Annotated in this window: 19 protein-coding genes; 8 read left to right on the top strand and 11 right to left on the bottom strand. The window is 59.6% G+C overall.

Going from position 1 to position 23713, the window contains the following annotated elements:
- Nucleotides 1-2 precede the first annotated feature (2 nt).
- The 6 genes from G154_RS10605 (at nt 3) to G154_RS26410 (ending at nt 7952) form a co-directional block, all read left to right on the top strand.
- Nucleotides 3-938 carry an endonuclease/exonuclease/phosphatase family protein gene (locus G154_RS10605; protein WP_019513987.1) on the top strand — a complete coding sequence of 312 codons (936 nt, stop codon included), beginning with the start codon at nt 3-5 and terminating at the stop codon, nt 936-938.
- 564 nt (nt 939-1502) lie between these two features.
- On the top strand, nt 1503-1913 hold the full coding sequence (locus G154_RS10600; protein ID WP_036479476.1) for a hypothetical protein: 411 nt from the start codon (nt 1503-1505) through the stop codon (nt 1911-1913).
- A gap of 122 nt (nt 1914-2035) precedes the next feature.
- On the top strand, nt 2036-3844 hold the full coding sequence (locus G154_RS10595; RefSeq protein ID WP_110806953.1) for a DUF4012 domain-containing protein: 1809 nt from the start codon (nt 2036-2038) through the stop codon (nt 3842-3844).
- 79 nt (nt 3845-3923) lie between these two features.
- The gene (locus tag G154_RS10590; protein WP_023985314.1) at nt 3924-5426 is read left to right on the top strand and encodes a polysaccharide biosynthesis tyrosine autokinase; all 1503 of its coding nucleotides are present in this window, start codon (nt 3924-3926) and stop codon (nt 5424-5426) included.
- 183 nt (nt 5427-5609) lie between these two features.
- Nucleotides 5610-7055: a hypothetical protein gene (locus tag G154_RS26415; protein ID WP_131701293.1), complete on the top strand. Its 1446-nt coding sequence runs from the start codon at nt 5610-5612 to the stop codon at nt 7053-7055.
- A 243-nt stretch (nt 7056-7298) separates the two neighbouring features.
- Nucleotides 7299-7952, top strand: coding sequence for a hypothetical protein (locus G154_RS26410; RefSeq protein WP_131701292.1), 654 nt, complete (start codon nt 7299-7301; stop codon nt 7950-7952).
- Nucleotides 7953-8036: 84 nt separating this feature from the next.
- On the opposite strand, the gene G154_RS27385 is transcribed toward G154_RS26410, so the two are convergent.
- From G154_RS27385 to G154_RS10560, 6 genes are all read right to left on the bottom strand, one after another.
- The gene (locus G154_RS27385; RefSeq protein ID WP_081649979.1) at nt 8037-8795 is read right to left on the bottom strand and encodes a glycosyltransferase family 2 protein; all 759 of its coding nucleotides are present in this window, start codon (nt 8793-8795) and stop codon (nt 8037-8039) included.
- On the bottom strand, nt 8792-9898 hold the full coding sequence (locus tag G154_RS10580; RefSeq protein ID WP_131701291.1) for a hypothetical protein: 1107 nt from the start codon (nt 9896-9898) through the stop codon (nt 8792-8794). Before G154_RS10580 ends, G154_RS27385 begins: the two co-directional genes overlap by 4 nt.
- A 251-nt stretch (nt 9899-10149) precedes the next feature.
- Nucleotides 10150-12417 carry a lipopolysaccharide biosynthesis protein gene (locus G154_RS25520; RefSeq protein ID WP_081649978.1) on the bottom strand — a complete coding sequence of 756 codons (2268 nt, stop codon included), beginning with the start codon at nt 12415-12417 and terminating at the stop codon, nt 10150-10152.
- Nucleotides 12418-12423: 6 nt separating this feature from the next.
- On the bottom strand, nt 12424-13389 hold the full coding sequence (locus G154_RS10570; RefSeq protein WP_019513980.1) for a glycosyltransferase family 2 protein: 966 nt from the start codon (nt 13387-13389) through the stop codon (nt 12424-12426).
- 182 nt (nt 13390-13571) lie between these two features.
- Nucleotides 13572-14522, bottom strand: coding sequence for a glycosyltransferase (locus tag G154_RS25970; RefSeq protein ID WP_157884740.1), 951 nt, complete (start codon nt 14520-14522; stop codon nt 13572-13574).
- A 293-nt stretch (nt 14523-14815) separates the two neighbouring features.
- On the bottom strand, nt 14816-16174 hold the full coding sequence (locus tag G154_RS10560; protein WP_234713034.1) for a sugar transferase: 1359 nt from the start codon (nt 16172-16174) through the stop codon (nt 14816-14818).
- A gap of 1086 nt (nt 16175-17260) precedes the next feature.
- Here G154_RS10560 and G154_RS25965 point away from each other — a divergent pair.
- Both G154_RS25965 and G154_RS10555 read left to right on the top strand, forming a co-directional pair.
- The gene (locus G154_RS25965; RefSeq protein WP_312035661.1) at nt 17261-17761 is read left to right on the top strand and encodes a hypothetical protein; all 501 of its coding nucleotides are present in this window, start codon (nt 17261-17263) and stop codon (nt 17759-17761) included.
- Complete coding sequence (locus tag G154_RS10555) at nt 17761-18786, top strand: endonuclease/exonuclease/phosphatase family protein (protein WP_051154378.1); 1026 nt, start codon at nt 17761-17763, stop codon at nt 18784-18786. Before G154_RS25965 ends, G154_RS10555 begins: the two co-directional genes overlap by 1 nt.
- 23 nt (nt 18787-18809) lie before the next feature.
- On the opposite strand, the gene G154_RS10550 is transcribed toward G154_RS10555, so the two are convergent.
- The 5 genes from G154_RS10550 to rplK all read right to left on the bottom strand — a co-directional run bounded on the left by G154_RS10550 (nt 18810) and on the right by rplK (nt 23666).
- Nucleotides 18810-20243, bottom strand: a complete 1434-nt coding sequence (locus G154_RS10550; protein WP_019513975.1) for a bifunctional dTDP-4-dehydrorhamnose 3,5-epimerase family protein/NAD(P)-dependent oxidoreductase — start codon at nt 20241-20243, stop codon at nt 18810-18812.
- Between the two features lie 11 nt (nt 20244-20254).
- A complete protein-coding gene (gene rfbB / locus G154_RS10545; RefSeq protein WP_019513974.1) occupies nt 20255-21250 on the bottom strand; it encodes a dTDP-glucose 4,6-dehydratase in 996 nt (331 codons plus the stop codon).
- Nucleotides 21251-21252: 2 nt separating this feature from the next.
- Nucleotides 21253-22122, bottom strand: a complete 870-nt coding sequence (rfbA, locus tag G154_RS10540) for a glucose-1-phosphate thymidylyltransferase RfbA (RefSeq protein ID WP_019513973.1) — start codon at nt 22120-22122, stop codon at nt 21253-21255.
- Between the two features lie 328 nt (nt 22123-22450).
- Nucleotides 22451-23167 carry a 50S ribosomal protein L1 gene (rplA, locus tag G154_RS10535; RefSeq protein ID WP_019513972.1) on the bottom strand — a complete coding sequence of 239 codons (717 nt, stop codon included), beginning with the start codon at nt 23165-23167 and terminating at the stop codon, nt 22451-22453.
- Between the two features lie 70 nt (nt 23168-23237).
- Entirely contained in the window at nt 23238-23666 is a 429-nt protein-coding gene (gene rplK / locus G154_RS10530) for a 50S ribosomal protein L11 (RefSeq protein ID WP_019513971.1), read from the bottom strand.
- Between the last annotated feature and the right edge of the window lie 47 nt (nt 23667-23713).

Below are 23713 nucleotides of genomic sequence, written 5' to 3'. Positions count from 1 at the left end.
CAATGACGCTGTTACTCGGCTCGCTGTTGCTGTTGTGCGCGGTGATCGCCGCGGTCGCACGGTCGGTGCCCGCTGCAGCTCGGCTGCTGCTCGCGACGGCGGCATTGTCGCCATATCTGATGCTCGGTGCGCCGGCGGCGGCTGTCATGTTCACGCTCGGCAGGCACTGGGTGCCGGCCGCCGTCGCCGCCGTTGCGACCGCAGCGGCCATCGCCTTCCTGCTTCCGCTGCGGGGACGCAGCCCGCGGCCGGCCGGCGGTGTGCCGGTGCGCTTCGTCTCGGCAAACCTGCTGATGGGCAAGGCCGACCCGGAGGCCGTGGCCCGGCTGGCCCGTGAGCATGCCGATGTGATCGCCGTGCAGGAGCTGACGCCGGAACTGGCCGAGGCGCTCTCGAGCGCACTGGCACAACACTTTCCGCACTGCGAGCAGCGCCCCAAGGAGCGTGCGTCCGGGGTGGGATTGTGGAGCCGCTATCCGATCACGGCGTCCGGCGCCGACGGGAGCTTCACCCGTGGGTTCTTATGGGCGCGGGTTCGGCTGCCGGGCACCGATGCCGAACCGACGTTCATCTCCACCCACATGCCGCCGCCGCGCTCGGCGTTCCCGTCGTGGCGCGCGGATATCGTGCGGCTCGGCCCGACGTTGCGCGAGCTGCCGGCGACCGGACCGGTGATCGCCGGGGGCGATCTCAACGCCACCCCCGATGTCGTGGAGTTCCGTCGCCTATTGGGTAGTGGCGGTTACCGCAGCGGTGCCGCCCAGGCCGGCGCCGGGCGGATACGTACCTATCCCAACCATCTACGCCGTTACGGCATCCCACCGATGTTGGCGCTCGACCATGTGCTGACCCGCAAGGCGACCGTGACTGCGATTCGGGCGGTCGCCGTGGCGGGTTCGGACCACCGCGCGGTGGCCGCAACCGTGGTCGTGGACTGAGATCTCGGCCGAATCACGCCGCGGCATCGGCACGCTTACGGGGGCCCGTCGGCACGGTCGGCCGCAACAATTGGGGTTCTGAGCGAACGGCCGGGGGCCTCCGCGGCCGAACGGCGTGTCCCGGCCTTTAATGAACAGCAACGTCAATATCCAGACGGCCCCGCTACCACTCGACGACAAGCTGCAGAAACGGCTACTGCGGACCCAAATTTCGGTCCGACAGCGATCACGGCACCGCGAGTCCCCGTACTGGACAAATCAGCTGACCTGCTGCCGCAACACGACGTGTGGTTGCAATCACAGCTAACTCGAAGGCCACCGTACGCGTGCTCCCGGCTGGCAAACTTTTCGAGGGGGAATATTCGACTCGGATCGAACTCGCCGGACGGCCACCGGCGACGGTTGCGTATGCAATTTTTGCCGCCGATCGGTTACATCCGCATGAACCCTGTAAACAGTTGCCAGCCGCGACAATGTAGCGGTGCAACCTGCGAAAACGTGTTGACAGGACGTTCCCAGTCTGACATGCTTTCCGCAACTCAAAGGCCCATCCAAGGGGGAGAAATGTCAGCAGTTTCACGCAAGGTGAGCATGGGCCTGGCGGCCGGCGCACTCGCTGCCGCAGCAACGCTCACACCGGTCACGGTCGCACATGCCGCGCCCTCGCCGCCCAGTGTGATCCGTCGGCCTGCTCCGGCGTGCGTTCCGGCCGCGGCTGCATTGCCCACCCCGGAGCAGGCCATCCGCGGAATCTTCCAGAACAACCTCTGGTGGTTCGGTACCGCCAACCCCACTCCCCCGCCGAGCTCGCCGGTCTTCACCTTCCAGCCGCTGAGCCTGGTGCCCGGATTCCTCCAGCCGCTCTACGGCTGGTTCACCCAGAACCTCAACCTTGAGGCCTGCGTCTTCGGCGCATCGCTGCGGGTGGGGCCCTACGGCACCACGACCTTCTCCGTCGGGCGTGGTTGCGCCTGACTTTGAGCTCTGCCCAGAAGCTGGTCTCATCGGCGCGGATCCACTCAGTGGGTCCGCGCCGATCTATGTAGAAAGCGCGCTGAGTGCCCAAGGTTGACTCCGTCGATGGTGACGACAATGAAATGTCAGGGAAAGAACACCGCGGAAGGCTTGGGGACGCGCGCTCCCAGCTGAGACGACACCGCCGAGCCGTCATCATCGGCGGACTGGTGGCCTTCGCCATCGTGGTCGCTTTCGCGGGATGGCTGGCCAAGAGCGGGCTGGACGCCAAGTCTGCACTGGAGCAGGCCCGCAGCAATGCTCAGCAAGCCAAAGACGCGCTGCAGCAGGGCGATTCCGAGGCGGCATCCCGTTTCGTCGACCATGCCCAGTACCACGCGCAGGCCGCCAGCGACGCGACGCATTCCCTGCCCTGGACGGTCACCTCGGCCATCCCGTGGGTGGGTAGCCCGTTCCGCACCGGCCAGCAGATCTCCGATGTGGTTCTGGGCCTGGCCAACGACGTACTCAAGCCCGCGGCACAGGCCGGCACGGCGCTGTCGCCCGATCGCCTGGTGGACGGTAGCCGGGTGGACGTCGCGCTGCTGCGCTCGGAGGAGCCGAATCTGACCTCCCTGGCGGAGGCGGCAACCCGGCTGAACAGCGAGGCGCAGGCCATTTCGGATCCCCGATATGTGTCGACGTTGTCGGACGCACGCACACAGTTGCAGGAGCAGACGGCTCAGATCACCGGGCTTCTGGAGAACACGGCGCTGGCCTCACGGCTGGTCCCACCGATGATGGGAGCGGACGGCCCGCGTTCCTATTTCATGGCCTTTCAGACCAACGCCGAGGCGCGCGGCACCGGCGGGCTGTTGGGCGGCTTCGGGGTTCTGCGATTCGACAATGGTGTTGCCACCGTCGACACGCTCGGCGCCAACACCGCGCTGGACAAACCTTTCACACCCATCGACCTGGGTGCCGAGTTCAACCAAAACTACGGATACGCCAACCCTTTCAGCGACTTCCGCAACAGCAATTTGAGCCCACACTTCCCGTACGCGGCCCAGATCTGGAAATCGATGTGGGCGCAGCAGACCGGCATGAACGTGGACGGGGTCATCGCCCTCGATCCGTTCGCACTCAGTTACATCCTCGGCGCGGTGGGACCGGTGACCATGCCTGACGGTGAACAGGTGACCAAAGACAACGTCGTCGAGTTGACCGAGTCGACCGCCTACGCTCGTTTTCCCACCGACCAGGCGGCGCGAAAGCAGTATCTTCAGGACATTGCCAGTGAAGTTGTCAAAAAGGTGACAAGCGCCAGCGGTTCACCCAGAGTGCTACTTGAAGCGCTCGGGAAAGCTGCCAACGAAGGCCGCATTGCGGTGTGGAGTGCGGTTCCCGCCGAACAGGAATTGCTGGAGCAGACTCCTCTGGCACATATCGTCCCGGACGATGACGCACCGTACGCCGCAGTGGTGTTGAACAATCTCGGCGGAAACAAGATGGACTACTACTTGGAACGCGAGATCGAGTACGTCGCCGACAGGTGTGACGGAGACACCCGAAACTCCACCGTGACGATTCGACTGAAGAACGCTGCACCATCAGGTCCCCTTCCTGATTACGTCGCAAGCGCCGGCGGGTTGAACCCCGACTTGCCTGTCAAATTGCCCAATGGGTCAATGGCTACCTCCGTAAAGCTATTAGCCACCAATGGCGCAAAATTGCAGAGCGGACTAGCCAACGGCGAACGCACCCAGGTATTCGTGGGCACCGAACGCGGCCACCCCACCTTTGAAGTGCAGGTGCTGATACCGCCTGGCCAATCCGGTGAGCTCACTTTTCGACTGTCAGAGCCGACCGTCGCCGGCACGCCGAGAGTTCCGATTCAGCCCCTAGTCGACGGGGTGGCGCCCGTAGTATCGGTTCCCGAATGCTCGAAGTAGGTCCACATCGCGTGCTCCCAGTCATTGATATGCAGGGAACTGCACGCCCCCTTAGGGACACAGCAGTGGAGGGAAGCCGTTGAACCTTCAGGATGTCATCAAACTACTGCGAACTCGATGGCTAACCGTGTGTGTGGCAACTGGCATCGGTCTGATGGGGGCAGTCGTCTACACGCTGCTCACCACGCCCCTATATCAGGCGTCGACAAGGCTGTTCGTATCCACAACTGGCGGTGAGACTCTCGCTGAGAGTTATCAGGGCAATAGAGTCTCGCAAGACCGCGTTGCGTCATACGCCGAGCTACTCATGGGTCGATCACTTGCTCAGCGAACCATTGACAAACTTGGCCTCCCGATGAGCGCCGAAGAGCTACAGGCGCATGTCAAAGCGACTGCCAAACTCAATACCGTGCTTATTAACGTGGACGTTCTCGATGAGTCGCCGGTTGAAGCGCGTGATATTGCGAACGCCTTGTCAGACGAATTTGTAAACTTGGTGCGGGAGCTCGAGACACCGGAGGACGGAACCAGCCCGAGTTCACGGGTCGTCGTAGAGCAGCGTGCTTCGATACCCGATGACCCGGTAGTTCCGAAGACTTCACGCAACATCCTTCTTGGCCTTCTCGCAGGCTTAGCAGCGGGAATCGGACTGGCCATATTGCGCGATGTACTAGACAACACCGTGAAGGATCGGCAAGCTCTCGACGCAGTCACGGGCACTGGCCTAGTCGGCAGCATCCCGATGGACAAAGAACGCAAGGACAAGCCTGCTATCGCTTTCGATACGGATAACTCTCTGATTGCGGAGGCTTTCAGAAAGATCCGTACTAATCTGCACTTTTTGGCGGTCGATAACCCGCCTCGCGTCATCCTCATCACGAGTTCAGTACCAAGCGAGGGTAAATCGACAACCGCGATCAACATTGCACTCGCCTTGGCCGAAGCCGATCACAACGTGGTGCTGGTAGACGGCGATATGCGCCGACCGACACTACATAAGTATCTGAACCTGATCGGCCAGGTTGGCTTCAGCACAATTTTAAGTGGACGGGCGACGCTTTCTGAGTCACTTCAAAAGTCGCAGTTTCCCGGCCTGACGGTTCTGACATCGGGGGAAATCCCGCCTAACCCAAGCGAACTTCTCGGGTCCCAGGCCGCCAAAAGTCTGCTTTCCGAGCTCCGCTCACAATTCGACTATGTAATCGTTGACACGACTCCCCTCCTCGCCGTCACAGACGCAGCCATCTTGGCGGCCGAGGCTGACGGGGTACTTGTCATCGCTAGGTACGGGCGGACTAAGCGTGATCAGCTTGCGCACGCGGTGGAAAGCCTCCGTGACGTCGGCGCAACCGTGTTGGGCGCAGTGTTCACACTCACGCCATCTCGCGGCGGATCGTACTACCACTATGACTACAAAGAGGGGTCCAGCCCGCGCGGGTTCAAAGGGCGCAGGCGCGCAACGAAGAAGTCCACTCCCTCCGCGCCGCCTGCAGGAACCAAGCGTTCGACTCAGTCGATGGTGGCACCTTCAACCTCCTCCAGCGACCTCCTGCGATCAGACAGGACCGGGAATCCTGATTGAGCATTGGGTGGATTGCTCAGCACGGCCCATCCGACATGGCACTTGGTGCAACACGTCTATCCCAGACGTGAGCCATTGCGGTCACTGGGTCTTTGGGCTTCAGCCACGGTGACCACAAGCCATGAGTTGCAACTCAACCTGAAATTCTAAAAGATCATGATCCGCACACGCTGGAGATAGCTAGTGACAGTCGATGGCCAGGAAGGCCGCGCCCTCGACGTACCAACCATGTCTCGACGCATGCTTCTCAAAGCATCCGGGGCGGGTGCGCTGCTTTTGGCTACAGCTCCGCCCGTTTCAGCATGCGATTCTGCGAGCGGCAGCGGACCCGTCCTCCTCAATGGTCGACGACTAGATGCGTCACTGACCCTCAAGGCAGCAGAGATCGCAAACCTCTGCGCGGGCGAGAACCTTGCCTTTCTTCAATCCAAATACGATACGAAGTCCGAGCTGATCACCGATTTTGGACCGTTCGATGAATGGCACATTCGCAAACCGTGCACGATAGCGTTCGGTATAGCGGCTCTGATCAAACTGGACGTGTATGACGAATCCACCGCCGGGGTCCCGCGGTCCAACGCGGTAACTCAGGTCACGCGTCTCATCAAGTCCTTGACGGCCAAACACGTATCGCAGCACCCAGACGGATGGGGTGGACGGCCCGGACCGTGGTCGTATGACGCGTCGCACAACGATTGGCAAGGTGCACTGTGGTGCCATTTTGTGTCTCACGGCGCTTGGCTTGTTTGGAAAGAGTTCTCGGCGGCTGAGCGGGCGTCCATTGTGAAAATGGTTGTGTACGAAGCCGATCGATTCCTCACTTTCACTGTTCCGTACTGGCGCGATCGCACGGGGAACACACACTACGAAGGGGACACAAAGGCGGAGGAGTCCGCGTGGAATGCGTCCATGCTCGCTACGGCCCTGATAATGCTTCCTGACCATCAGCACGCAGCAGGTTGGATGGCCAAGTTCGTGGAGCTTTCAACGTCTGTCGGCTCCGTTCCGGCTGATACAGCTAGTGCAGACAGAATCCACGGAGAAATAGTAGGCGAAATCGTCAGTGGTTCAAATCTGACGGGTGACGGCATCGTTGTCAATCATGGGTACCCGAATCCACGCTATTCCGCAGCACTAGCCCAGAACTGGTTGAACGGAGTCCTATTCGCACACGAAGATTATCCAATTCCGGCCTGCACACTTCGCCAAGGCGATCTTATATATCGCGCGATGGCAGATTTCAAATTCGCCGCACCCCCGTGGCAATCACCCGGAGGCAGCTATTACGTGACTGACTCGCCGAGAATTTACTATCCTGCGAATCCTGAAAACTACGGACAGCAGATGGCGCCGTTCGCGGCTATGGATTCGCTCGCCCATATCCTACGTCTCGACACAACGTCCTCGGTGCCTGCAGCCACATGGGCGGGCCTGCATGTGGAAGAGTTCCATCGCCAGACGTCATCTTCAATTACGTTTCGATCGGAATGGGCGCTTTACCATGCAGTCTGGTTACTGCTAGCTGCATTTTCGCGACCCGAAGTCATGAAAGTAACGACAGCCTCCATCACATCTTTATCGGAAGCACTCAGATCAAGAAGTTGCAACGGAACCGCAGGGCAGGGTTAACCCCTACCCTGAACAATCGGACAACGCTTTGGTAGCCGAGATTTATATCTGAAAGCCATCCCGCCAATTGAATCGTGTGCTGAGGCTGTTCACGGCCGCGACTCTTTTAAACATGATGTACCATAATGGTTTAGACAACAGCGAGGGTCGGATCTTCTTGCCCCTGCAAAAATTCTGTCGGGAATGACAGCCCTTCCAAGAAGTGGAGAGCGGGCAGTGACGAAATCGGGTTCGCATCGGTCCATGCTCAGCAAAATCAAGCTGCGACTTCGACAAAGGCTGGCTGGGCCCATTCCGTTCAAAAACTCCGCCGAGTACTGGGAGAACCGCTACCGCGAGGGTGGCAACTCGGGCGCTGGATCTTACAACCGCTTAGCCGAGTTCAAGGCAGAAGTAGTCAACGATTTTGTAAAGAGAAATAATGTGCGTAGCGTCGTCGAGCTCGGAGTCGGCGACGGTGCCCAGCTTCGCCTCGCAGACTACCCGCTGTATACGGGTTTTGACGTTTCGAAATCGGTGGTTGCCAAAACGCGCGCACTCTTCGCTCAAGATTCGTCTGTCCGAATCTTGCATATCTCTGAACTAACCGATCGGACGAAGGCCGATTTGTCTTTGTCTCTTGATGTCATCTACCATCTGGTAGAAGATAATGTGTTCGATCTCTACATGGAGCAATTGTTCGATATATCCACCAAGTTCGTTATCATTTACGCGAGTAACAGCGATTCAGAATGGCCAGATCCGCATGTGAGGCATCGCAAGTTCACGCGCTGGGTTGAACAACGACGTCCTGACTATAAACTAATTGATACAATCAAAAACCGTTATCCGCATTCCGACATTGATCCCGACAATACTAGTTTTTCAGATTTTTATATTTTCGCGAAGTCGATTTAGCAACACGCTGCGGCGTATTTCACCATCGCCGTCCAGAGCAGATTCTCACGCAACAGATGAAACCAATCCGGAATAATGGGTTGATCAAATTCTTCTCAGGCTGAACGTTCGGAGCCTCGCCGCGATCCAGAATTTGGCAAACCAGAGCGGTCTGCGCGAGAGTACCCGTCGGTGTTTTTTGGTGATTAGCTTCAGAGCTGCATACAACTTTCGCTCCGATCCGGCTGTGATGCTGTCGCTCTGTATATATTGTGTCACAAGCACTTCGGGCACGTGAATAAAAGTGGCTTTGTCGATGAGGCTCAACCATAGATCCCAATCCTGGAGACGCTGAAGTCTCACATCGAAACTATTTGATCTGAGCAAGGTGCTGTCGACAAGGCAGGATTGCGTCGAAATGCAGTTCGCCCTTAGTAGCTGTGCTCGCACATTGTCAATTTTCTCGGGAAAGTCAATTCTTGACTTACCTGATGCGTCTATCGTCGTCATCGAACAGAACGCTATTACCCCAGGCTTCGTGTGACACTCTAAAAGGGTCGCAATGAATCGTGGATTCCATTCGTCATCGCTATCCTGAAACGCCAACAGCGAGCCTGATGCGTAAGCGATCCCACGATTGCGGGCTGACGGTGCACCACCCCGTGCTTGCCTCAGAAGAACTATCCGTGGATCCTGTCGCGAGAGGCGAATTACCATTTCTGAGCTACCGTCGTCCGATCCGTCATCTACCACAATAACTTCGTGCACAGGGACCGTCTGGTTGAGAACACTGGCAATCGCCCTCCCAAGTACATGCACTCTGTTGTATGTCGGTATCACGACACTTACTCTGGGATTACTCATCCAGTCGCCTTCTGCACAGTGCTCGATTTCAAGGAATTAACGTGGCGGCTTGATTCTGCGATCTGCGCTTCGTAGGCTGCTGCCAGTGGCATGGCTAGAAGTGGAATGAAAATAAAAGCTTGCGGACCGATCGTAAAGGCCCGGAGCGGATCTTCGATAACTGACAGCCCGGTTACGGTAAGCAAGAATATCAACGGCAGACGATCAACTTCGAATAACTTCGAAGCAGCACGAAGATAGAAGATCCAGAGGATCGCCACTGCTACGAGTGCAGCCATCCCTCCAATCGTTACAATGGTTACAAACACGTTGTGTCCAGTTCCGGCGATGGCTCCGACTGCGTATGTAACGGGACTCGCTTCACGAAAGATCATCGCACCGCCGCCGAACAGCATCGTCGTGACGTCGTCGAACGCAAAACGTAGTGCGCATTGCCAAATCCAAGCACGGTTCGTGAAGGCAGTCGGATCAGTGAATACGAAGGGCACTACGACCACCAGGAACCCAGCGAGTACCGTGGCCAATCTACCGATGGTCAGCGCTTGACGCATCCGCGAACCGGACATGACTAGTACGGCAATAACAACGACACTAATAAGGATGGATGTCCGGGCAGATGTCCAAACTAGTGCTGCTAGAACAAACGCGACGCTAGTCCACCGCCAATACCGGCTCTTGATTGTCACCATGAGGATCGGAATGCCAAGTGCCAGTGCAAGTCCAAGTTGATTCGAAGTCGGAAACAGGCCGTTAAGAAGGAGCCCACCAAACAGCGCCTTCTCATTGGCGACCATGCGGGTCGGATCAGATAGAAATAAGCCCGACTGTGAGGCCCCGAGTACCAAACTTGATAGCGCAGTAACGATAATCAGCACCCGCAATGTGCGGTATACAACGCGGGAACTGTTCCAATTCAACGCAAATGCGATCGCCACCACGGGGTACAGCAAAAGCTCATTATTACGCCCTCCCTGGACCACATAGGCACCCGATAACGCAGCCCACGGAGCAAGCAGGACAAGTATCGGCCCGAGGTAGTTGCGCCGGGCCGAGGCGAGGCCGCTCAAGATTAGCGCGACCGACAGTGCTCCGATGCAGCCCACGATGACTTTGTAGACCGTGGCAGCGGGCGCCGACCGTACCGCGCTCTGCCCAAAGACCACATTTTGTCGTCCGATGTATAGAAGGTCGAGAAGTTGAGGGACCCAAGCCCAGGCCCACAGTGCCACCACCAGCGCACAAACCGACGCTTGAATTATTGGAGCTGGTTGCAAAGCGGCGGGGACTGCACCGGGCTGTCCACCCGCGGATCGGTTGCTCTGCCGCTGCACTGAGACGGAGCTTTGTAGCGCGCTCATTTTGACGCCTCCTCGTCGGCAGTTACAGGGCCGTATGCGATCTGATCTATCTGTCGTAGTCCGTAAAGAGCAGCGATCGCCGCATCATTGGCTCCCGCAAGGTTGATCGCCATCAGCGCGTTTTCCTGGGTTCCGGGGGTGATCCAGAACCCTCTGGGCACATTGGCTATCTGACGCACGGAGATCCGATTTGTCAGCGCGACCCAGTGCAGCCACACATCGTCGGCACTTGGACAGAACGAGCGAAACTTCAGCCCCGCATCGCGGAGCGCAACGACCATGGCCGGTGGATACAGCACTCCGGACACCCCGGTCGCGAATACTGAAGGATGCGCGCAGGTTGTTCGTACCGAAGTCCACTTCGAGTATGCCCGAATAGAGTTTCGTTCGGTCTCGATACGATGCGCTCGGTGGCACACGATCTCCCCGGGGCTCACTCGAGAGGCCTCCACCAGCCGGGCTAACCACCACCTCGGGTACACGATGTCGTCGTCTGCAGTTGCAAACGACTTCGCCTCGGCACCTCGACTGGATATGTACGGAAAGTACTTCGTGTGAGGGCCTAGATTCTGAGTCAGTTCTACTTCGAGACCGCGCTGCTGCTGGCGACGAACGTTGGGCGGCAAGTCCGAAAACCATGATGGGTCATCGATCCACAGAATGATTCGGGATGGCTTGCATGTGCCACGTCCTATCGACTCGATAGTCCGGTTGACTCGGCCGATCCGGCGCCCATAACTAGTGAGTGTCACTACGGGAGCGTCCATTTCGCCGATAAGTGGCGATGTGGCCCATCTACTCCGCATCGACATGACAGCTGAGGCGATCGGTGAGGTGAGGGTGAAGAGTCGGCGCCGAATCTTGTATGGCACATCTTCGGCACCACCCCGTAAATCGGTGAAGATGTTGTAGCGATAGAGGCCTTGGCTGATCTTGCCCAATATAGGAAACAACCTTGAGGCGGTTCGGAACAAGGACAGCACATCGGTCGTGCGGATCGCGTAGAACTGCAGGAACGGCGTCTTCGTGAGTCGGCACCAGATAGCTATACAGACGTTTGACGATACGAGATTTCCAATCAGCGTGGCGTATGCCGCGCCGACGGCCCCCCACCTAGGTGCGAGAAGCACAAGGGCGGCAATGGCGGTCACCGCCGCGATTGCTAGCGACAAGCTACGCATGCCTGGTCGGCCGATTGCGGCAAGGCCGGCGCCTGCGAGGGAACCGGGCGTACCTACTGTCACCGCCAGAAGCAACAGCGCGGTTACGACGACAGCTCCCTCAAACTGGTCACCGAAGACAGTCGGAATCGCGTACGGCGCCGCTAGCGTGAATGCGCCAGCGATCAGTCCAGTCGCCAGAAAGGACAGCCGCGCCGACGCGACCACTCGCGCGTAGTCGAGTTCTGCGGACTGATCGGTAAAAGTTACATCCCGAATTGCAGAGTTCACGATCAGCGGCACCTCGCTGATTGCGACAGCGACCGCATACACACCGAGTGCAGTGGGGCCGGCTAAAGGAATCAGCAACACCTGATCGATGCGCATCAACACAATGCCGGCGAGCGACCCAACCCAGACTCGCAGCGCGTAGCTGCCTGCGGATCGGATTGGAACCGGTTCACGTACAAGTCGCTTGGCATGTACAGATCTTGGAAAGAGGTAGGCGAGGCCGCCCGCAAGTGGACCAAAGACGATAAGTGCAACAGCTTCAGTTGCGCCGAGGCTGCCTATAGCGAATAAGGCGATCGATCCGAACAAGCGAACCGCGCTACCGATTACGCGTTCCGCTGCGACGTGTAGCCATAATCCGCTGCCTGCCGCGAAGCCGCGCACCAGGCCGAGCAAGAGTGCGGGAACTATTGATAGGGCAGCGAACTGAATCAATCTCGCTGCGGACTCGCTACCCCCACCGAGCCATAACGAAAGCTCTCTCACTAGAAGCCACGCGAGAAAGCCCGACACGACCGACACCGCCACGAACGTCCACACTTGTCGTGGCGTGCGAAAAGCTCTCCGAGCAACGAAATGCGTAACTGTCTCCGGAAGTCCGATGGCCATTACTGCGACTGCAAGAATGGCCACGGACTGCGCGGCCGCGACGTCGCCGCGTGCATCTACACCTAAACTTCGAGCCAGAATCGGGGCTGTCACAAGTGCGGCAGCAGGCGGGAAGGCGCTGCCGACGATGGTTATAAATACCGATCGCGAGAAGGTTCTCGTACGGCCACGCGCAGGAGTTGCGGAGTTTCTGAGTGGAGACACTTCGGCTCAGATTCTCATCAACTGATAGATCCTGCGGTCCACTGTTTCCTTCAATATTCTGTGGCGAAGGCACACGAAGACCCGGCGCAACTTACTACTTCCGCCCAATGCTGCGAAGGCCGATAGTTGGCGGCGGGACTGTTCCGGAAATCGGGAGCCGTGGGCTGCCAATAGCAGTACGGCTTGCGCTATCGACGCTTTGGCGTCACTCCGGTCACCATGGACCAACTTCGCCCAGGCGAAAGCAATCCCCGTACGGTGAACACTGCCTGCTGCGTTTCGTGCGTGCTGCCGATAGAGCACCAACTGGTCTGGCACGAACGCGAGAGCACCAAGCCCCGCGGCGAGAAGTGACAACCACCAGTCATGCATTCGCGCGTCCTCGAGATCTCCACGGAAGCGTCGAAACTCACGAACCAGAGCCTGATTCACGAGCATCGAGCAGCCCGGTATCGCGTTCTCTACAAGAAGGGATCCGAACGAGATCCTATCTGGACGAGCGTTCGTCTGACGAAAGAACGACGGGGCCTGCAGCCGAAGATCCTCATCCACGACACGCAGGTCAGAAAACACAGCGCACGGCGCGCCGGGATCTAGCTGCCGTTCGAGCTTCGCACAGGCTGCGACCAACTCCTCGAGTTTGGTCTCCATCCACACGTCGTCTTGATCGCAGAATGCGACATAAGGAACTGACGGTGCCTCACGTAGAAGTCTGAAGAAATTGCCCTTGGCGGAGCGCGGGCCCGAACCTTTCAAGATCGCAACACGGTCCGCATGTCGCACCCTAAAGTCCTCTAGCAACTGAGGCGTCGCATCTGTCGACCCGTCGTCGCTTATCAGCATGCTCCAGCTGGTGTACGTCTGTCTTTCGACAGACGTCAGTTGCTCTGGCAGATACCGATCACCGTTAAACGTAGCCAGCAGGATCAGTACCTGCGGGCGCTGATCGTCCTCGTTCTGGGCATCGCTCAAGTGTTCACCGCCAATGCCAATCGAGAGATGGCACGCACCAAAGGTTCACAATCGACGAACAAGCTGAACGGCACAGCGTGACTATCCACTGGCCCAACGCCGAACCGAGTGCGGTATTGGTCGCCGGCAGGCCTCGACTCGACGTACCTGCTCGCAGCCGCATGCGTCTCCACCGTGAGAAATCAAACCGAGTCCACCCGACGACCGGTTGCAATTACGGGAGACGAATCTACCGGTGTGCGGATACCGTCCACAATCCCGCGCACAAAAGCTCGAAGCTTCGACATTCTGTCGCCTTCGAAGAGGAGGGTCAACGCAATCACCTGGGGAATTTGCGCTATGCCTTCATTTGATAGACCGATTACCCGCCAATACTTTTTCGAATAAAGTACTCGATTCCTGGCCTTGTAATAGCAGCGCATAGACGTATGGTTGAACGAATAGAATCGCTCCAAATACCATCGCCCGTCCAGCGACTTTCGTGGGGTAACGAGCCACGTTCGCCGAGCCTCGCCGTGTTCATGAACAAGATAGGTTCCGTTTACCCTGACGATAGGGTATCCGGCTTGCAGTAAGCGCATATTGAAGTCGTAATCGACGAGATCGATGAAGAACTTCTCGTCAAATGAGCCCACCTCATCAAAGACACGGGTATTCACCAACGCTCCAGAAGTTATTGCACCTTTGCTTGCAGCTCTCCGAAATAGCTGAAACGGCGGCAGATCCAACTTAAGGTATTCATCGAGCTTCATCTTGTTGCGATCGATGATGTATGGGGTTACAAGAGGTCTGGACTGATCTGCATTCGCCCGCAACTTCTCTACCATATCCGCTGCGCAAACGCTGTCCTGATCCAGCGTGAGCACCCATGAGCATCCGTGAGCAGAGGCCGTATCCACGATTCCATTCAATGCGGCTGCTATACCGATGTTCCGCGGCGACCGGATCACATCCGCATTGCCAAATTCCCGAGCGACATCGCACACATCATCGACGTTTGCAGACGCATTGTCGAAGATAATGATCTTTTCAACTTGAACGCTGACGGCCTGTACATTCTCACGCAACCGTTCGATATCGGGGTTGAATGTCACGATACCTGCGAGGACGGTCTCATCCTTTGGCGGTTCCACCTCTATTGAAATCCTTTCGTCTCCCGAGCCGGAAAAGCTTCGCGCTCAATCTGGCCACAACGGAGTCCAGTCGCACACACAGACGGACCAACATGACACATAGACGAAAAGCGGACTGCGTTTCTAAGATGCCTCTCGCCTCGGTTAAGGCCAGACAGGCAGCCTTCTCTCAAGATCAGCGGCACGTTATCGGAGCCTGCGAAGCAATGTCGATGGCAAATGCCGATGAAAGTCCGTCGGGTGACAGCTGTTGTGCGTAGCTCTATTGAGACTCCAAACGCCGCTGAATCGCATTATCTTTCACGGTAGAGGACCACCGCTCGGAACGTTCGAATGATGATCTTTATATCCAACCAGAGGGACCAATTTTCGATGTAGAAGTTGTCATATCGGCAACGGTCGGCGATCGACGTGTCACCCTTCAGACCGCTGACCTGCGCGAAGCCGGTGAGTCCGACCTGAACTCGATGGCGGTGCGCGTAGCGATCGAACTGCGTGGAGAACTGCTCGACGAAGTGCGGCCGCTCAGGACGGGGACCCACAACAGTCATGTCGCCCCGCATTATGTTCCATAGCTGCGGCAGTTCGTCAATCGAGGTGCGTCGCAGAAATTTACCTACCCTGCCGACTCTGGTATCGGACGCGACATTCCATTGTGTCTGTGCCTCGACCTCATTGGCGGGCCGCATCGATCTGAACTTCAAAAGCTGAAACTGTCGCCCGTCGCGACCCACTCTGGTCTGCCGAAACAGTACCCCGGGCCCACCCTCCAGCCGAACAGCAGCGGCGGCCAAGATAAGGACGGGCGAGAGCAGAAGGAGCGCCGCCCCGGAAGAGAGGATATCGAACGCGCGCTTCACGATACGCGCTGGTCCTCGCAGATTCGGATTGCGAATCCGCATGATCGGGATAGAGCCGATATGGTCGGCGGTTCCTGTCAACGTATGAAAATGGTGGAGGCGAGGTACAACAAGCAACTCCGCTGTTAGTCCCACCTTCGACCGCACCGCTTCGATCAAAGCACGCTCATCGAAGTCACCGTCGGCGACAAGAATGGTGTCAGCTCCGCTGGTGATCATCGCGATGTCCAAATCGTCGAGGCGACCCATACGTGGGATCACCCCGGCCGCCGGCGAGTCGGCACAATCATCGACGTATCCAACAGGCGCGAGGCCGTAGTCACGGTGCTCGGACAGTGTGCGCGCCAGTTCAGCCGCAGTCGGACCGCCGCCAATGAGAACCGTTGGGTGTCGCACAATTCCAGAACGCCTCGCGAATGCGACCAGGCGAGTAGTAACGACACGTCCTACAACGACGAGAGCTACAGCTTGACAAGCGGTTTCGAGAAAGATCAGCACCTGCGGCTTGGCGTGGAGATGCAATACCACGGTCGCAACAGCCGCCACTGTTGCAAGCAGTCGAGTGACGATCGTCGGGAGTTCATCCAGGACGCTGAGATGAAGAGGTGCAACATATCTTGCTCCGCCTGAAAGCAGAAGAGTGCCCAGTACTGCCATCGTAAGAACCGTCAGCGGCTGGGGCGGACGCCACATCAGTGGAGCGATCAGCATCAGGAAATCGACGACCGGTACCACCATCCACGCACGAACACGCTGGAAGTAGCGCCGCTGCGGCCGTTCAGTCTCACTCAAGAGACTGTTGTTCGAAGCGCAAACGCTGCTCGCTACGGGGAGAGGTCCTGCCACGAGTTGGTTTGCGACAGCCTCAGCGCGACTAATAGTGATATCCGATGCCAAGACGGTCGTCTTCGGCGAGCCTTGCGGCGCCTTCTTGTCACGATGCCGAGCGGCCCTCGAGGGATCTACTACGGTCATGCCCCCACACCTGTCAGACTTGCCGCGTATTTTACGACGTCGTCAGTGGGCAAATAGCGTTCAATCTGCCCGATTGAGCGCCATCTCGTGTCGCGCCTGGACCGAGTGGCCCGAATACCTTCGTCGCACATCACGCCGACGACCCCCTGTCGCTGCCTGTCACGTATTTGCCGATCCCCCGCAAGCGGCTTGAGACTACCGCAGTTTGCACCTCACTGTGCATCGACGCCATCGACACCGGCCAAATATCCATTGAGCAGGATGTTAGTGCTGATTGGAGGTCTTGCACAGCCACTTTCCGGATTTTTCCAGGAGTTAACGCAAGGAAAGTCGCCGATGGCGCCCTTTGTGAGCTGAACCGCAGATCAGAGGCAGTTTTCGGCATTGCTCATCCTTCTACAAGTTCCCGGAGGTTGCACAAGCCTCAATATGGCACTTGCGTACGACAAGCCACCTCTTCAATATTTGCTAGAGCAACGAGTCGATCCGGTCGGCGCCCGGCCGAGCTTCAGGACGATTGTCAGTTGCGTAAATTGGGTTACCCGCGAAAACAAGGAGCAGGAGCCCGCAAGTCTGGTACTCAGCAAATTTTTCGTTCACGCACACCCGGCGTGAAAGCCGGGTTGACACGCTGCCTCATGACACTGCATTCACAAGGCAGGACAGGCGCGCGAAAGTTCCGCAGCAAGTACGTTGAGGAGCTATTCACCCCGACAAGCGCGACACCACGCGGAACGAGCCGATGATTTGCCACTTTTGCGCGATCGTGCGCGTTCCAGACAGCGGTGGCGCGTAGGCGTGTCCACCCCCGATACTGAGGTGCGATCTCGTCCGAGATCGGAAGTCCGCGAGCGCACTTCGCCGCCACCGCCCTCAAGGAGCACTACCCTGCACATCCTCTTCGTGTGTACTGGCAATATCTGCCGGTCACCTACCGCGGAGCGCCTAATTAGCGCCCAAGCAATGAAGACCGGCGTGACCGGTCTCCGTGCGTCTAGCGCGGGTACCCGTGCGGTCATCGGACACCCCATTCAAAGGGATGCCGAGCGCGTGCTCATGACACTCGGTGGCGACCCCGCGCACTTTGCTGCTACACAGCTCACCGGTAAAATTGCAACTAGAGCGGACCTTATTCTGACCATGACCAGAACCCATAGGAATGCCGTACTCGAGGTAGCTCCACAGCGTCTCCAACGGACCTTCACCCTGCTCGAAGCAGCACGGTTGGTTACCGAGCAAAATGCACGCACCATTGCAGACCTCGCTAATCTTCGGCCGCATCTCGATGCTAACGACAATGTTGATATCGCCGACCCCATCGGCCACAGTCCAGAAGTGTTCGCCGCCATCGGAAACCAGATCGCCGCGGCGCTGCCACCGATACTAGAACTTTGCCGCCTTTAATGGCTTTGCGAGCCAGAGACCGCCGACGCGGACCGGCATGGTCTCGACCGGGATCGCTGACCACTGCTTTCGCCGTGCTGGCGCTCGCCTACGCCGTTACCGCGGTGCTCATCAGACCACTGCCTCTGTCGAACCTGCCGGCACTCCTTGCGGTGGTCAGCCTCCCCTATGTACCACTGGGAGTTCTGGCCGCAGTGCTGCTGTTGCTGCTGCGCCGCCGCGCACTTCTTGCTCTGGCGGCATCTGCCATCCTGGCCGTCACCCTCGCCGTGCAGCTTCCGTGGTACTTCGGCGGACACACAGCCGACACCGACCAGGATTTGTCCATTCGCGTACTGTCGTCGAACCTGCGCTACGGACAGGCCGATCCGGCCTTCTTCGTCGAATTGGCCAATACCAGTGCAGATGTCATCACGGTCGCGGAATTGACAGCCGAAGCCGTCGAGCGATTCAACCAGGCCGGTCTTGGCCGGACTTTTCCGTACTCGTCGCTGATTCCGCGGCCAGGGGCGGGCGGGATCGGACTGTGGAGCCGGTACCCGATCACGGGGCTGCCCGACACACAGCGCGAAGGCAACTTGGTGGCCGCACGCCTGCGTGTACCGGGCGTGAGTGTCGAGCCCACTCTCGTCAGCGTCCACCTGATGTCTCCCATCGCGGGCGACGAGAACACCTTCGCCGACTGGAATCGCAAGATCACCGCCGCCAGGTCCGAGTTCGCCGCTTACGCCGAGGCCGCGGGTCCGGCCGCGGTCATCATCGCCGGCGACTTCAACAGCACCGTGGACATGCGTCAGTTCCGCGATCTGCTCGACGTCGGATACCAGGAGGCGGTCCGCCAGACCGGCGCCGGCTTCGGCCCGACGTACTCTCCGCACGCGCGCATCCCGCCCCTGATCACGATCGACCATGTGCTGACCCGCAACTCCACGGCGATGTCCATCCACACCGTCGACATGCCCGGTTCCGACCACCGGGCGCTCTTGGCCACCGTCGCGTTGCCGGTGAACCCAGACAACCCCTGACACCGCGGGCGCCCTCCCGGCCGCTATCTGGGCGCCATACCGTTCTGGAGTCCCTGCACGTACTCCGCCAGTCTCTTCCGGACATCCTGGGCCACGTAGCCCTGGCTCTCGATCGCGGTGAGATCGAGCACGCTGTTACGCGGTCGCGGCGCCACCGGCGCATTCGACGATGCGAAATAAATGTCGGTGCTGACCGCACCAACCCGTGCAGGATCGTGCCCAGCCATCTCGAAAACCTGCCGAGCAATGTCTGCCCATGTCATTGCCGGCCCGGCGCCGGTCACGTTGTAGGTCCCGAAGGGCGCCTTGTTGTCCACGAGATGACGAATCGCGCGGGCGATCTCATCGGTGAACGTCAGGCGTCCATGCTGGTCATCTACCACCGATGGGTCGATGCCGCGTTCTGCCAGCGACATCATGGTGCGGACGAAGTTGTTCCCGTCGCCGATCACCCACGACGTCCGCACCACGTAGTGCTGCGGGACGGTCGCCACCAGCTGATCGCCCGCTGCTTTGGTCTGTCCGTACACGCCGAGCGGACAGATCGGGTCATCTTCGCGGTAGGCCCGCTCACATTCCCCATCGAACACGTAATCACTCGATATGTGCACCAGCGTGATCCGATGCTCGGCCGCTACTGCTGCAAGCTGACGTACACCGGTGACGTTGGCGGCCCACGCCGCCGCTCGCCCCTCCGTTGTCTCCGCCGCATCCACCGCCGTGAAGGCGGCGGCGTTGATGATCGTGTCGAACTCGCTCCACGTGCGTGCTGTCTCGATATCGGTTACGCCGAGGTCGATCTCGGAGCGCTCGGCGAACTCGACGTGACGGGCACCCGCGTAAGCCCCGCGGAGCGCTCGACCCACCTGACCAGCTGCTCCCAGCACGAGTGTCTTTCGCGGAGTCACCGGACGGACGTCGCTGAGGGCCGGATGGTTGCGGTCCTTCTCGGACAATTCGGCGTTCGCCAATGGGATCGGCCACGCGATCGCCAACGTGGGATCAGCGAGATGGACAGCCGCGTATCGGGCATCTGGACGCCAGTGAGCGTTGACCAGGTAGATGTACGCGGTTCCGTCTTCGAGCGTTTGAAAGGCGTTGCCCACCCCGCGCGGGACGTACACCGCTCGCGAGGGGTCGATCTCGGCGGTGTGCACGGCACCGAAGGTAGGTCCCTCACGCAGGTCCACCCAGGCACCGAAGATCCGGCCGGTGGCCACCGATATCAACTTGTCCCAGGGTTCGGCATGAATACCGCGGGTGGTGCCAGCGGCCTCGTTGAAGGACACATTGTTCTGCACCGGGCCGAAATCCGGCAGCCCGGCTGCCACCATTTTCCCGCGCTGCCAGTTCTCCTTGAACCAGCCGCGATTATCGCCGTGTACCGGCAGGTCCCAGACGATCAAACCTGGGATCTGAGTGGTCTTGGCGCACAGTTCTTTTCCGTACTTCGCCACAGCTACAGGCCCTACTGTCCGAGGGTCGCGTAGAACGACTCGGTACCGTCTTTCGCGGCTTCCCACCACAATTTGTTGTCGCGGTACCACTCGATCGTGGCGGCCAGTCCAAGCTCGAAATCGCCGTAGCGTGGCGTCCATCCGAGCTCTTGGCGTAGCTTCGTCGAATCGATGGCGTAGCGCAGGTCGTGGCCCGCCCGATCGGTGACATGGTCGTAAGCATCGGTGGGCTGGCCCATCAGGGACAGGACGAGTTCGACAACGTCCTTGTTCGTCCGCTCACCGTCGGCACCGACCAGGTAGGTCTCGCCGATGCGACCGCGCTCCAGGATCGTCAGGACCGCCGACGAGTGGTCATCGGCGTGGATCCAATCTCGTACGTTCTGACCCGCGCCGTACAGCTTCGGACGTCTTCCGCTGAGGACGTTGGTGATCTGGCGTGGAATGAACTTCTCCACATGCTGATACGGGCCGTAGTTGTTGGAACAGTTCGAAATGGTCGCCGCGACACCGAAGGACCGCACCCAGGCCCGTACCAGCAGATCACTGCCGGCCTTCGTCGAGGAGTACGGCGAGGACGGGTTGTACGCCGTGTGTTCGGTGAACCTGGCCGGGTCATCCAACTCAAGGTCGCCGTACACCTCGTCGGTGGAGATGTGATGGAACCGCGTCCCATGCTTGCGCGCGGCCTCCAGCAGCGTGAACGTGCCCACCAGGTTGGTGTGCAGGAACGGGCCCGGATCATGCAGGGAGTTGTCGTTGTGTGACTCGGCGGCGTAGTGCACGACGGCATCTACTGCGCCCATCAGCTGGTCGACAAGAACCTCATCCGCGATATCCCCGTGGACGAATTCCATTCGTCCGCCCGGCAATTCGGCCAGTGATGCGCGATTCCCCGCATAGGTGAGCTTGTCCAGGACCGTGACGTTGTAGTCGGTGTTGGCGATGACGTATCGGACGAAGTTGGAACCGATGAACCCCGCGCCGCCGGTGACGAGTAGTCGCACGACTATCGACCCCTGCTCAACAACTCCAAGAGGTACTGCCCGTACCCCGACTTGACCAGCTTCTCAGCGCGCACCCTTAGATCATCGTCGGACAAATAGCCTTGTCGCCAGCCGACTTCCTCCGGGGATCCGATCTTGAGGCCGGTACGCCGCTCCATGGTGCGGACGAAGTCGGCAGCATCGGTCATCGCGTCGAAAGTGCCTGTGTCCAGCCACGCTGTCCCACGCGGCAGCACCTCGGCGCACAGCCGGCCTGCCTTCAGATAGGCGAGATTCACGTCCGTTATCTCGTACTCACCGCGGTCGCTCGGCGTCAAACCCCCTGCGATATCAACGACTTCGTTGTCATAGAAATAGAGACCAGTCACCGCATAATTGCTTTTTGGGTGTGCCGGCTTCTCCTCCAGTGACACCGCCAATCCGTTCCCGTCGAATTCGATCACACCGAAAGCCCCGGGGTCGGAAACCCAGTACGCAAAGATCGCTGCGCCGTCGATATCCGAGAAGCGCGACAGTTGGGCACCCAGACCGGGGCCGTAGAGCAGGTTGTCACCCAGCACCAACGCCACCTTCTCGCTGCCGATGAAATCGGCTCCGATGGTGAAGGCCTGGGCTAGCCCATCCGGCGAGGGTTGCTGCGCATAGCTGATGGAAACTCCGAACTGAGAGCCATCGCCCAGCAGGCGATGGAACTGGTCGGCGTCATGGGGGGTAGTGATCACCAGGATGTCTCGGATGCCCGCCAACATCAACGTCGTGAGCGGGTAGTACACCATGGGTTTGTCGTAGACCGGGACCAGCTGCTTGGAGACCCCAACCGTGATCGGGTGCAGGCGGGTGCCGGATCCACCGGCCAGAATGATTCCCCTCACGGGCACATGGTGACACAGTCAGGCGGAATCCACCGGGAAGTGCTTACCTGTTCAACGTCCTACCCTGCGCACCCAACCCAGGAACGCGCCCAGCACCCCCGGGCGCCGGAAACCGGTGCACTCCCCCGGCGGGCACATCGCGCACTCGGCGCCGGGACGATAGTGCTCGTGCGCGGCACGCTCGTGCCCACACCGACAGATTCCGCCAGTCACCGGGCCGATCCTAAGCGCTAGAGCACCGATGCCCGGTCACCGCCGTCATCCGACGCGCAGCAAAATGCCCCCGCACCGAAGTGCGGGGGCATTCAGCTCAACTGGGGAAGCGGGCTCAGGCCTGCTCGTCCGCGGTGAAGTTGCGGGTGACCGCGGGATCCACGGGGATGCCGGGGCCGGTCGTGGTCGAGACGGTGACCTTCTTCAGGTAGCGACCCTTCGACGACGACGGCTTGGCACGCAGCACCTCGTCGAGGGCGGCGCCGTAGTTCTCGGCCAGCTTTTCGGCGTCGAACGACGCCTTGCCGATCACGAAGTGCAGGTTGGCCTGCTTGTCGACGCGGAAGTTGATCTTGCCGCCCTTGATGTCGGTGACGGCCTTGGCCACATCGGCAGTCACGGTGCCCGTCTTCGGGTTCGGCATCAGGCCACGGGGGCCCAGCACGCGGGCGATACGCCCGACCTTGGCCATCTGGTCAGGGGTCGCGATGGCCGCGTCGAAGTCCAGGAAACCGCCCTGGATCTTCTCGATCAGGTCATCGCTGCCGACGATATCGGCGCCGGCAGCGGTAGCCTGCTCGGCCTTCTCACCCACGGCGAACACCGCGACGCGCGCGGTCTTACCGGTCCCGTGCGGCAGGTTGACGGTGCCGCGCACCATCTGGTCTGCCTTGCGCGGATCGACGCCCAGCCGGATGGCCACCTCGACGGTCGCGTCCTGCTTCTTCGACGACGTGTCCTTGGCCAGGCGGGCCGCCTGCAACGGGGTGTAGAGATTGTCGCGGTCCACCTTCTCGGCGGCCTCGCGATAGGCCTTACTGCTCTTGCTCATTGATGTCTCCAGTTCAGAGGGTGTGGTTGCCGGGCCGAAGCGGGCCCTCCCACGAAATGCTTGGTACTAGTTACTCGACGGTGATGCCCATGGAGCGGGCGGTGCCTGCGATGATCTTCGCCGCGGCGTCGATGTCGTTGGCGTTGAGGTCTTCCTTCTTGGTCTCGGCGATCTCGCGCACCTGATCCCAGGTCACCTTGGCGACCTTGGTGGTGTGCGGGGTGCCGGAGCCCTTCTGCACGCCTGCAGCCTTGAGCAGCAGCTTGGCAGCGGGCGGGGTCTTCAGGGCGAACGTGAAGGTGCGGTCCTCGTAGACGGTGATCTCCACGGGGATGACGTTCCCGCGCTGCGACTCGGTCGCGGCGTTGTACGCCTTGCAGAACTCCATGATGTTGACGCCGTGCTGACCGAGCGCCGGACCCACCGGCGGAGCAGGGTTGGCCTGCCCGGCCTGGATCTGGAGCTTGATCAGCCCGGAAACCTTCTTCTTCGGGGCCATGCTCTGGTTTTTCCTTCTCTCTTGGGCCCAGCCGATATCCGGGCCCG

Source organism: Mycobacterium sp. VKM Ac-1816D (assembly GCF_000416385.1).
Taxonomy (GTDB): domain Bacteria; phylum Actinomycetota; class Actinomycetes; order Mycobacteriales; family Mycobacteriaceae; genus Mycobacterium; species Mycobacterium neoaurum_A.
This window is presented reverse-complemented; position numbering and strand designations above follow the sequence as displayed.